A 12106-nucleotide genomic window follows, 5' to 3' on the forward strand; every position below is an offset into this window, starting at 1 on the left:
GTATTCGTCAACAGTGAACAGGTCAGATTAGCTACGTAAGTTTCAGCGTATAATTGGGCACTATAAAAGTGCCCAAACTTTAAAAAAAATAGATAATGCTATGTATTTGAGCTAAACATCGAACTCCGCCTTACTATTTTGTAATAAGGGGGGTTTTCATCATCTTCCTCAAAATCAGAGAAGAAGTGGTTATCTCTTAATGCTGTTAATAACCTTTGATTAGTTTCATCAACCTCAATTTTAGGCTTACCTCGCCCCAAAATTTTACTGAACTCAGATAAACCAAGCAGATCAAGATATTCTTTGCAGAGAGCCTTACTCAAATCCTTACTTGGCAACAAAGCGATTAGCAATGCTATCTTATTCTGCATATTTAGGTCCCCAGCGACAAACAGGTCTTTTAGTAACAGCTCAGCAACATCATCAGGGTTTGCTATCAATGTCGATATATCCTGTATTGCTCGGTTCAGAATGAGTGACTGAGTAGAGGTTCCCCAAGTTTTATAGGATGACGTCAAATTTAATAGTTCGTCTGGTTTAAAATTATTCCTTAAAATACAATCATTAACGACCGGAGGGTAGTTTTTGTTATAAATAGCCAGCGGTACTTTAATCAATTCAAGTAGCTTAATTTTCAAATCATCATCAACTTTCCAAGAAAGTATCGATATGGCTTCATCTAAGACAAAATTCTCTATTGTCATTAACTCAACGTAGGTTTGGATGTTTTTCTTAATGTAGTAGTTATTTTGTTCAGGATAATTATCTCGTATGAAATCAAGTGAACTCATACTCATGCGAATAATTTTCTTATCCACTAATATTTTAAATTTATCACCAGTAATATTAGCAATGCCAAAGGAAGTATTATAAATCCGATGTAGCGAGCAAATTAATTCATCATATTTATCATTTGATAAATCATTACAGACAATAATCGATCTAAATAATTTTGTTTTCTTCTCGTTTTCAATGTCAATTTTTTTAAAGTCAAGCTCGGTATCAGTTCTATTGATGAATTCGATAAGTGTTTTATCCAGCCCATCAACATGTTCAAAATAGGAGACAATATTTTCCTCAGAGCACACTATTCTATCTTTATCCAACAAAGATGACCATAAAGATTCGCTCTCAACCTCACTCAGAGATGTCACGAAAGTTTTCAAAGCATTTATATACTGGCCTTTTTGTTCATCAGATATTCCCTCATTATTAAGAACGGATAAAACAATGACTTCATCATCCACGATTGAACCATCACAACTAGATAAAACCATATCTAGATAGTCACTAATATGGTTATTAACATAACTAGCCAAGGGAGAATCAGGCTGTGACATCACTAGTGTATAGTTCTTATGACGAATATCATCTTCACTATCAAGCGTGTAAACCTTACTTAGCATTAAGGTCAGGTTGGCAAAATTAATATCATAAAGTGAATGCTGGTAAACCGCATCAAAGAGTACTTTATTTGCGTTTTCAAATTTAATACTGACAAAAGAGACGTTAAGCAACTTAAAGCCACTAATTAATTTGTCAACCTTCGGTTCTGATATTGCTAAATAATCTACCGAATCAGAGATGTAATCAGTCAGACAATCATCAATATTAATGGCTTCGATGGCGTTATTGGCAGAATAATAAAACGTGCCTATAGAGTAGAGTTTAACCCAATCAGCAGAAAATTCACTCTCTGTCAGCGCATAAGAAAAAAACTCAGGCCACTGCGTATTTAATCGATTAATAAAGACAGGCTGAACCCTCTCAGTTTCAAAGTAGCCACGAATAAACTCAACTCTTCTATCTTTTTTTAGTTGTTTGAATAAACGTTTTATTAAGTTTACTTGGGCTGGCGTTTGAAGAAGATAAGCTAATAAATCAAAATTAAGCGCCTCTTCCTGTTCAAAATCCACTTCTCGAAGGCGGGCAACGACCAGTTTGGGGTTCTTGAGTTGATAAGTGAACTCTTTGCCTTTTTGATCGGTAATGCTGCGTAAAAACATCTTATCAGTTCGACTCAAGCTATTTTCATAAAAATAGGTCATATAGTCGGTATAGGTTTCATCAATATAACCATCACGAATAAGGTATTTAAGCAAGTCAAAATACTCACTGCTTTTTATTTCATTAAAATCTCTTTCCTCTCCAATTTCATTGGTATAGGTGAGTTTAAATATTTCATCAATGTTCTCTCTAGTTATTACTTCTTTAAGCCTTTTATTTCTAGAGTCAACCAAACTTTCTCTTGATCTTGATATAAGCTCATTAATTTCTTCTATTTTACCATTGAATTTATTTTCAACATTTTCTTTTCTAGCCGCTCTTCTCTTTTCTATATCAGCTTTCTCAGCCTGGTTATAGTGAGGATGGTTGTTATATCTAGATAATTCCTTATCGTATATAGCATCAACCTCCTGACTAGAATTGAGAATTTCATCATTGATTGCCTCAATCTCTTTTTTTCTATCGCTAATATCTTTTTCTATTTTCTTTATTTCTTCAATAATAAGATTGTCTTTTTCACTAAATATGGAATAAACCATACCTTGATTAAGTTGCAACTCACTAAAATCTCGTGGAAAAATATTTTTATAGGCAATAATGGCCAGCATCTTATTACAGTCAAGCTCTGTCGTGTTTAATTTATTATAATAAACTTGAAATTCATTATAAATATTCTTCAATATTCTCATGTCATCAATATATAAAGACATCCCTTGTAGAAATCTTTCATTGAACAACTTGAGAATACCACCACCTTCAAAATGTGAGATAAACTGATCGTAAGAGTTAGAACTATCAACAACAGGAATAACTGGAATTATATAATCAAAGAATTTTGTTCTATCCTTCGAAATGAAGATATCATCACGAAGCAAGTAAATAAAACGTAACGTCGATTTCTTGTGCCCTGCTATGTCCCGTTGAATATTAACCAGTCTGTTAACCTCATGAAGACGTTCAAAGATGTTATTACTATTAAAACGGTCCATGTCTTCAAAAACAATAGCATCAGCATCAACGTTCTCGAAAAGGTACAATACTTCATTTAAATATCTATCGAAATAAGACTCATTACTTTCTTCAAAAATCTCTATTTCATTACCCTGTAAATTTATTTTCTTAAGAACATTACGATTCTTTTGGGTTTTTATTAATTTGTAAATAAAAACACAAGATAGGATAGTACATATAAACCCACTAATTAAAAGCGTATCGTATTTAGTTGATAATGTAAGTAGTGTCTTTAAATTACCATCAGATAAAAGTGAAACAAACTTCCCCCACTTATTAAATAGAGTGATATGTAGTATCATAGCGAGAAATAACACCGTAAAGATGGTATTTATCACAATGCTGTTAGTTTTTATTTTTTTCTTTACTTTAAAATGTGTCTGGGGAATATCATCAGCATTAATTTGGTGAATTAACTGGTTAAGAACTTTACCTTCTAACGCGGTTTCATTTATATCTTTACCTGGTTCATTAGTTTCAGTTTCCTCAATCGTTCTGAAATGAGCAAGTGAGATATGAACAAACTTTATATTCGAATGACTTTTCTTATAGGATTCGACAAGACTACTTTTTCCTGCGCTATATTGCCCTGATATCGCAATATTTTTAAGATCGTTATTGGCAAAAACAAAATCTATCGCATTTTTATATACACCCAGCTCAACATCGCTGAACGGCGTTAACTTTTGAAATTTATAGCTATCTTCACTCATTGATATCCCTTCCCAATCTTCACCGAGAGAGCTGGCTTTCGGAGTTAATCAAACAAAATCATGCAGATAAAATTTCGCCATATCATAGCAGACACAACGGCAAAGATTAGCTAAAGCCTCGTTGTTTTCTTCATCTATCCCTATAATTTTACACTACAGTTAGCACTGGCTATACCCGAAAGCTTTGCTCGTAAAGAGCACAATCGCAAGTCAGCAAAGCATGACTTTGCAATCTAGCGCCGCTAAAAACAGTGCTGAATCGCTACGACTTAGGCAGCCATCTTATCGGTTCGCAGATAATTTCTAACTTCCGCTCCTGGCACAGAGCGGACACTGATATGTAAGTGGCGCTTAGACTGGCGCTATGTAGATGTTTATTGTTCTGACCTCACTGGCGGGAGAGATGTTTTTGCCACCGAAATCAATTTTTCCACTGCTTCCAGAGGGATCTTCTCTTCGTAGCAGGTCAGAAAGAATTCATGTGTAATGTCAGAGTAGAAGACTTCAGCAACTTGCCGTAATGGAGATGTCCCGCTGATGGATAATTCCAGATACATACCATCACGTATCACGTCGCTTCCACGTCTCAGTTCAAACTTAATCTTAGACATATACGAATTCCTTTTTTAAAGACAAAGACATTTTGCGTTAGTGAGATCAAAAACAATTTGGTCAGGGTATAATTTTTTCACCAGAGACTGCGCTACATAAGCGATTCTAAGGAGAATACTGAATTCGTCATAACTCAACAACTTCCGCTCTTGGCACGGAGCGGACACTGGGTTTACCCTTTCGGTAAAACTTAACTGGAAGATTTCGATACGACACCAGACCCGCCAAACAACATGCGGATACCGAGGCCTATCATGACAACACCTGTAAATCGTTCCTGCCATTTGATAAAGCCAGGGTGTTTACTTAGCCAGTTTCCAAATGTCCCTGATGCCATCGCGACTGACCCCAGGGAAATAATTCCTGCCAGCTTCTGGATACTACCCAGAACAAGCAATTGCAGCCAGACAGGACCCGCGGCAGGATCGACAAACTGAGGAAGAAAAGCAAACATGAACAGCAGGGATTTTGGGTTAGTCAGGCTGTTCAGGGCGCCTTCCTTAACGGCACTCCAGTCAGAAATTTTGGCCGTTTTTCGCAGCCGCGTATCTGTGCCTGAAGTCGCAATCATTTTTATGCCCAGCCACATCAGATAAGCCGCACCAGCCCACCTTAACAGATCTAGTGCAACCGGCCAGGCATGAACAACGGCTACCAGCCCCAGGACAAGAAAAGAAACTTGCACAAAACCCGCTACAAATACATTACCCAGTACCGTAAACAGTGCAATACGTCTTCCCTGACCGACGCCTCTGGCGATAGTTAGCATCATGTCTGGCCCCGGAGAAATCTCCAGAAGCGTCAGCGCGAGAAGAAAAGTGATAAACGTTTCGATGGAAGGCATCTTGGTTGAGTCCGGATAAATATTTCTGCTACGTTACCTCAGTCCGATTCGAGCCGAAAGTGGAATATACTGCAGCGTCTGCTGCAGGCACAGAGCAGACAGAGCAGATACAGAAGCATGATGTCCGCTGTGAGCGAGGTACGAACGCTGACCTTTCATATTTGTACGATTTACACTCTGGCCTGATCTGACGTATGTATCATAGATACAGTAACTCACTAGCATGATCGGAGATTGCATATGCTGATATATAACGTTTTTGGACGGCATATTGGCGTTCAACGTAAGCATGATCGGTGGCTGGTATTTCGTGCTGACCTGACGGAGAGAAAGTTTTCTCGACTCTATGACATCGCTATTCCAGACGATATGACTGAAGGCGAGATTGCCGACTGGCTGGGTGACATTTTCCATGAAGCCGCAACCGATCGTCATCCAAATGTGGTACGCATCGAATAAGGATTGAATGGATAGCATTACGTTGCGCCCGCTCCAGGCACTCACCTGAGATGGTGTTGTCAGCCACCGCCCAAAAAAAAGCCCGCAATCCGCGGGCTTAGAGATAATTTAGAACCTGTTAGTACCAGACATTTCCTGTTAGGAAATCATTCCCACTCAATCGTAGCCGGTGGCTTACCACTGATGTCATACACCACGCGGGAAATACCGTTCACTTCGTTGATGATGCGGTTAGACACGCGGCCTAAGAAGTCATACGGCAGGTGCGCCCAGTGCGCGGTCATGAAGTCGATGGTTTCCACCGCACGCAGGGAAACAACCCAGTCGTACTTGCGGCCATCGCCCATCACGCCGACGGAGCGAACCGGCAGGAACACGGTGAACGCCTGGCTTACCTTGTTGTACAGGTCAGCTTTGTGCAGCTCTTCGATGAAGATAGCATCCGCGCGACGCAGCAGGTCGCAGTACTCTTTCTTCACTTCGCCCAGCACGCGCACGCCCAGACCCGGGCCCGGGAACGGGTGACGGTAGAGCATGTCGTACGGCAGGCCCAGTTCCAGACCGATCTTACGCACTTCGTCTTTGAACAGCTCGCGCAGCGGTTCAACCAGACCCATCTTCATCTCTTTCGGCAGGCCGCCCACGTTGTGGTGAGATTTGATGACGTGTGCTTTACCGGTAGCGGATGCGGCAGATTCAATCACGTCAGGGTAGATGGTCCCCTGCGCCAGCCACTTCACGTCGTCCAGCTTCAGCGCTTCTTCGTCGAACACTTCCACGAACACGCGGCCGATGATCTTACGTTTCGCTTCCGGATCGTTCTCGCCTTTCAGCGCGTCCAGGAAGCGCTGCTCGCCTTCCACGTGAACGATGTTCAGACCAAAGTGGTCGCCGAACATGTCCATAACCTGCTGGGCTTCGTTCAGGCGCAGCAGGCCGTTGTCCACGAAGACGCAGGTCAGGTTTTTGCCGATGGCGCGGTGCAGCAGCATCGCGGTCACGGAGGAGTCCACGCCGCCGGAGAGGCCGAGGATCACTTTGTCATCGCCAACCTGCTGGCGGATACGCTCAACGGCGTCGTCGATGATTTTTGCCGGGGTCCACAGCGCTTCACACTGGCAGATGTCGCGCACGAAGCGCTCCAGCATGCGCATACCCTGACGGGTGTGGGTTACTTCGGGGTGGAACTGCACGCCGTAGAAGCGTTTTTCTTCGTTCGCCATGATGGCAAACGGGCAGCTCTCTGTGCTGGCAACGGTCACGAAGTCAGACGGGATAGCGGTGACTTTGTCGCCGTGGCTCATCCACACGTCCAGCAGCGGTTTGCCGTCTGCGGTCAGGGAGTCTTCGATACCGCGCACCAGCGCGCTGTCGGTCACCACTTCTACCTGCGCATAGCCGAACTCGCGCTCGCTGGAGCCTTCTACGTGGCCGCCCAGCTGCATTGCCATGGTCTGCATACCGTAGCAGACGCCGAATACCGGCACGCCAGCTTCGAACACGTACTGCGGCGCGCGCGGGCTGTTCTCTTCGGTGGTGCTTTCCGGGCCGCCGGACAGGATGATGCCGCTTGGATTGAATTCGCGAATCTGTGCTTCCGTGACATCCCACGCCCACAGCTCACAGTAAACGCCCAGTTCACGTACGCGACGCGCCACCAGCTGAGTATACTGAGAACCGAAGTCCAGGATGAGAATGCGATGTTTATGAATGTTTTCCGTCATTGACGCTAATTCCGAGGCAAGTGAAACAAAAACAGAGCGCCCGGCAGAAGCCGGGCGCGGAAACTTATCAGGAGCCCAGACGGTAGTTCGGGGACTCTTTGGTGATCGTCACGTCGTGAACGTGGCTCTCCTGGATACCCGCACCGCTGATGCGTACGAATTCCGCTTTAGTACGCAGCAGGTCAATGGTACCACAGCCGGTCAGACCCATACAGGAGCGCAGGCCGCCCATCTGCTGGTGAATGATCTCTTTCAGACGGCCTTTATAGGCAACGCGACCTTCGATACCTTCCGGCACCAGTTTGTCAGCGGCGTTATCGGTCTGGAAGTAACGGTCAGAGGAACCTTTGGACATCGCGCCCAGGGAGCCCATGCCGCGGTAGGATTTGTAAGAACGGCCCTGGTAGAGTTCGATTTCACCCGGGGATTCTTCGGTACCGGCCAGCATGGAGCCGACCATCACGGCAGCGGCGCCCGCGGCGATCGCTTTGGCGATGTCGCCAGAGAAGCGGATACCGCCGTCAGCGATAACCGGAATACCGGTGCCTTCCAGCGCTTCCACCGCGTCAGACACCGCGGTGATCTGTGGAACGCCCACGCCGGTCACGATACGGGTGGTGCAGATAGAGCCAGGGCCGATACCCACTTTGACCGCGCTGCAGCCGGCGTCAGCCAGCGCGCGAGCGCCTGCGCCAGTGGCTACGTTACCGCCGATGATCTGCAGATCAGGATATTTAGCACGGGTATCACGAATGCGTTGCAGAACGCCTTCGGAGTGGCCGTGAGAGGAGTCAATCAGCAGGACGTCAACGCCCGCAGCAACCAGCGCGTCAACGCGCTCTTCGTTGCCGGCACCTGCGCCAACCGCAGCACCGACGCGCAGACGGCCATGCTCGTCTTTACAGGCGTTAGGCTTACGTTCTGCTTTCTGGAAATCTTTAACGGTGATCATGCCGCGCAGGTGGAAGTTGCTGTCGACGACCAGCGCTTTTTCAACGCGTTTTTCGTGCATTTTTGCCAGCACCACGTCGCGGGTTTCACCTTCGCGAACGGTGACCAGACGCTCTTTTGGCGTCATGTAGACGCTGACAGGCTGGTTCAGGTCAGTCACGAAACGCACGTCACGACCGGTAATAATACCGACCAGTTCGTTCTCTTCGGTCACCACCGGGTAACCGGCGAAGCCGTTACGCTCGGTCAGGGCCTTCACTTCGTGCAGGGTGGTGGTTGGCAGAACGGTCTGTGGATCGGACACGATGCCGGATTCATGTTTCTTCACGCGGCGAACTTCTTCCGCCTGACGTTCGATAGACATGTTTTTGTGAATAAAGCCAATGCCACCTTCCTGTGCCAGGGCAATAGCCAGGCGCGCTTCAGTCACGGTGTCCATTGCCGCAGAGAGCATAGGAATGTTCAGGCGAATGGTTTTCGTCAACTGCGTGCTGAGATCGGCAGTATTCGGCAGAACGGTGGAGTGAGCGGGAACGAGGAGGACGTCGTCAAACGTCAGTGCTTCTTTAGCGATACGTAGCATGGGCAATATCTCTGACCTGGGTGGTTAAATATTGCCGTGGCATTATACAGAGCGTAACCGATTGCATCCACACTTTTTTAAAAAAAATGCTTGCGCTCACCTCTCAGCAGGTTACTATCGACTGAATAACTTGCTGATTTAGAATTTGATCCCGCTCACATGTTATCCTCTCAATCCCCCTCAATTTATACCGTCAGCCGCCTGAATCAGACGGTGCGTTTGCTGCTTGAGCAGGAAATGGGGCAGGTCTGGATCAGCGGTGAGATCTCTAACTTCACGCAGCCCTCCTCCGGTCACTGGTACTTTACCTTAAAAGACGACACCGCCCAGGTGCGCTGCGCGATGTTCCGCAACAGCAACCGCCGCGTGACGTTCCGCCCTCAGCACGGCCAGCAGGTTCTGGTGCGTGCCAATATCACCCTGTATGAGCCGCGCGGCGACTATCAGATTATCGTCGAGAGCATGCAGCCTGCGGGTGAAGGCCTGCTGCAGCAGAAGTATGAGCAGTTAAAAGCCAGGCTCTCTGCCGAGGGACTGTTCGATCAGCAGTACAAAAAGAAGCTGCCCTCGCCTGCCCACTGCGTAGGTGTCATCACCTCGAAAACCGGTGCGGCACTGCACGATATTTTGCATGTACTCAAGCGTCGCGACCCTTCCCTGCCCGTCATCATTTACCCGACCGCCGTGCAGGGTGACGATGCGCCGGGCCAAATTGTGCGCGCCATTGAGCTGGCAAACGCCCGTCAGGAGTGCGACGTATTAATCGTCGGGCGCGGCGGTGGCTCGCTGGAAGATCTGTGGAGCTTTAACGACGAGCGCGTGGCGCGGGCAATCTTTGCCAGCCTTATCCCCGTGGTGAGCGCCGTCGGCCACGAAACGGACGTGACGATCGCCGATTTTGTCGCGGATCTCCGCGCGCCGACGCCGTCCGCGGCGGCAGAGGTGGTCAGCCGCAACCAGCTGGAACTGCTGCGTCAGATCCAGAGCGGCCAGCAGCGTCTTGAGATGGCGATGGACTACTACCTCGCCAACCGAACCCGGCGCTTTACCCAGCTTCATCACCGTCTTCAGCAGCAGCACCCGCAGCTGCGCCTGGCGCGTCAGCAGACCGTACTGGAGCGACTGCGCCAGCGCATGAACGTGGCGATGGACACGCAGATCAAGCGCGCGGTGTCGCGCCAACAGCGCGTGACGCAGCGTCTGAACCAGCAGAACCCGCAGCCGAAAATTTATCGCGCGCAAACGCGGATTCAGCAGCTGGAGTACCGTCTGGCGGAAACTCTCCACGCGCGACTGAGCACCACCCGCGAACGCTTTGGCAATGCGGTGACCCACCTTGAAGCGGTCAGCCCTCTCTCCACGCTGGCGCGCGGCTATAGCGTGACGACGGCGACGGACGGCAAGGTGCTGAAGCAAACCAAACAGGTGAATACCGGCGATGTGCTGAAGACGCGTCTGTCAGACGGCTGGGTAGAAAGCGAAGTGAAATCAATAAAACCGGTGAAAAAGACGCGTCAGCGTAAAACCGGATAATTCTTCGCCGGTTACTGACTATACTGCTGCTATTCCCTTTTTTAATAAGGAGAGCAGCATGTCCCATCTTTATAGCGTGATTCCCCCGTATATTCTTCGTCGTATTATCGAAAGCGGTTCCGAACCGCAGCAGCGCTGTGCCCGCCAGACCTTAACCCACGTCCAGACGCTGATGGCCCATATGCCGGGCAAACCCGCCGCGCCGCACGTGAATAAAGCCGGACAGCTGGAGCGGGATATCTACGACGCGAAGCAAACTCAGGAGCTACCGGGTACGCAGGTGCGTTATGAAGGTCAGCCGTCGAACGGCGATGTGGCGGTAGACGAAGCCTACGAGTATTTAGGTATTACCCATGATTTCTTCTGGAAGGAATATCAGCGCGATTCGCTCGATAACAAAGGGCTTATTTTAACCGGCACCGTTCACTACGGTCGGGAATATCAGAACGCCTTCTGGAATGGGCAGCAGATGGTATTTGGCGACGGCGACGGGGAAATATTTAACCGCTTTACCATCGCCATCGACGTGGTGGCGCACGAGCTGAGCCACGGCGTGACCGAGACCGAAGCCGGTCTTATCTATTTTGAGCAGTCGGGCGCGCTGAATGAGTCGCTGTCGGACGTGTTTGGCTCGCTGGTGAAGCAGTACCATCTGAAGCAAACCGCCGATAAAGCGGACTGGCTGATTGGTGAAGGGCTGCTGGCGAAAGGGATCAACGGTAAAGGGCTGCGCTCAATGTCTGAACCCGGCACCGCCTACAACGATCCGCTGCTCGGCAAAGACCCGCAGCCCGCGCACATGAAAGATTTCATTAAAACGCGCGAGGATAACGGCGGCGTTCATCTCAACTCCGGCATCCCCAACCGGGCATTTTATCTGGCCGCGACGGCGATCGGCGGCTACGCCTGGGAAAAAGCGGGTTATGCCTGGTACGACACGGTTTGCGATCGCAATCTGGCGCAGGATGCAGATTTTGAGGCCTTCGCAAAACTGACGATCGCGCACGGAGAGAAACGCTCCGGCGGCGACGCTGGGGCGGCCATTAAACAAGCCTGGGAACAGGTGGGAGTGTTGTAAATGCAGGTTCCGGAACTGACGGATGACGCCGTGGTTGAGCTGGCCCGGGAAGGCGGCGTCGCTTATATTCCTAAGCTGAGCGGCCAGCGCACCATCGCGCTTTCCTCGCTCAATGAGGCCCAGCGCCAGCGTCTGGTGAGCATCCTGGAGCAGGCCTTTCCGCGCGGTCAGCCGCCGGGACAGGCCTCGTCACCCGGCAGCGGCGACCAGCGCTATTTCCGCATCCAGATTATCTGGACCGGGCAAAATCAGGCGCACTACGCCGATATCATCGTGCTGGTACCGGAGCAGGAAGCGCCCGAGTCGCTGGTCGAGCTGTGGAAGAAAGGCGAAGGCTGCGTGTGCGATTAACCTTCGGCCCGAACAAACTCCACGCGTTTTTTAGAGATAAGACCGTGGCCGTTCTGGCAGAAGTAGTCCACCGCCCCGCAGGCTTTTAAGACCTGGAGTGGCTGATGACACTCCGGGCAGCGGGCTTCAAGCGCAATATCCTTATTACAGCTCTCGCAGTGTGCCACCCCGTTCACGGGCTCAAGCGGTGCCTGGCAATCCGGGCAGGTAATCGTCATGGTGACTCCTTCAAAGCGTTGA

The 12106-nt window shown here is 48.5% G+C and carries 10 protein-coding genes; 4 read left to right on the forward strand and 6 right to left on the reverse strand.

Annotation, left to right across the window (positions count from 1 at the left end):
- Positions 1 to 98: 98 nt before the first annotated feature.
- The 3 genes from AC0TN7_RS10650 to AC0TN7_RS10660 form a co-directional block, all read right to left on the reverse strand.
- Positions 99 to 3731: a YobI family P-loop NTPase gene (locus tag AC0TN7_RS10650; protein WP_473702140.1), complete on the reverse strand. Its 3633-nt coding sequence runs from the start codon at positions 3729 to 3731 to the stop codon at positions 99 to 101.
- Positions 3732 to 4105: 374 nt separating this feature from the next.
- Positions 4106 to 4342 carry a hypothetical protein gene (locus AC0TN7_RS10655; protein ID WP_165556505.1) on the reverse strand — a complete coding sequence of 79 codons (237 nt, stop codon included), beginning with the start codon at positions 4340 to 4342 and terminating at the stop codon, positions 4106 to 4108.
- 191 nt (positions 4343 to 4533) lie between these two features.
- A complete protein-coding gene (locus AC0TN7_RS10660) occupies positions 4534 to 5187 on the reverse strand; it encodes a LysE family translocator (protein WP_090420182.1) in 654 nt (217 codons plus the stop codon).
- Between the two features lie 240 nt (positions 5188 to 5427).
- Here AC0TN7_RS10660 and AC0TN7_RS10665 point away from each other — a divergent pair, with 240 nt between their 5' ends.
- Positions 5428 to 5646: a DUF7661 family protein gene (locus tag AC0TN7_RS10665; protein ID WP_024908662.1), complete on the forward strand. Its 219-nt coding sequence runs from the start codon at positions 5428 to 5430 to the stop codon at positions 5644 to 5646.
- Between the two features lie 146 nt (positions 5647 to 5792).
- On the opposite strand, the gene guaA is transcribed toward AC0TN7_RS10665, so the two are convergent.
- Together guaA and guaB are read right to left on the reverse strand one after the other, a co-directional pair.
- Positions 5793 to 7370: a glutamine-hydrolyzing GMP synthase gene (gene guaA, locus AC0TN7_RS10670; RefSeq protein WP_473702141.1), complete on the reverse strand. Its 1578-nt coding sequence runs from the start codon at positions 7368 to 7370 to the stop codon at positions 5793 to 5795.
- 67 nt (positions 7371 to 7437) lie between these two features.
- Positions 7438 to 8904 (reverse strand): IMP dehydrogenase, encoded by a 1467-nt coding sequence (gene guaB, locus AC0TN7_RS10675; protein ID WP_008502128.1) that lies wholly within the window; start codon positions 8902 to 8904, stop codon positions 7438 to 7440.
- A 159-nt stretch (positions 8905 to 9063) separates the two neighbouring features.
- Here guaB and xseA point away from each other — a divergent pair, with 159 nt between their 5' ends.
- Genes xseA through AC0TN7_RS10690 form a run of 3 tightly spaced genes read left to right on the forward strand, consistent with a single transcriptional unit; the run spans position 9064 to position 11866 of the window.
- The gene (gene xseA / locus AC0TN7_RS10680; protein WP_473702142.1) at positions 9064 to 10437 is read left to right on the forward strand and encodes an exodeoxyribonuclease VII large subunit; all 1374 of its coding nucleotides are present in this window, start codon (positions 9064 to 9066) and stop codon (positions 10435 to 10437) included.
- Positions 10438 to 10495: 58 nt separating this feature from the next.
- Entirely contained in the window at positions 10496 to 11515 is a 1020-nt protein-coding gene (locus AC0TN7_RS10685; protein ID WP_473702143.1) for a M4 family metallopeptidase, read from the forward strand.
- Positions 11516 to 11866 carry a protealysin inhibitor emfourin gene (locus tag AC0TN7_RS10690; protein ID WP_021241848.1) on the forward strand — a complete coding sequence of 117 codons (351 nt, stop codon included), beginning with the start codon at positions 11516 to 11518 and terminating at the stop codon, positions 11864 to 11866.
- On the opposite strand, the gene AC0TN7_RS10695 is transcribed toward AC0TN7_RS10690, so the two are convergent.
- Positions 11863 to 12084 (reverse strand): zinc ribbon domain-containing protein, encoded by a 222-nt coding sequence (locus AC0TN7_RS10695; RefSeq protein WP_148768817.1) that lies wholly within the window; start codon positions 12082 to 12084, stop codon positions 11863 to 11865. The genes AC0TN7_RS10690 and AC0TN7_RS10695 overlap by 4 nt on opposite strands.
- Positions 12085 to 12106: the final 22 nt, after the last annotated feature.

It is taken from the genome of Enterobacter sp. PL_is511 (assembly GCF_055816065.1).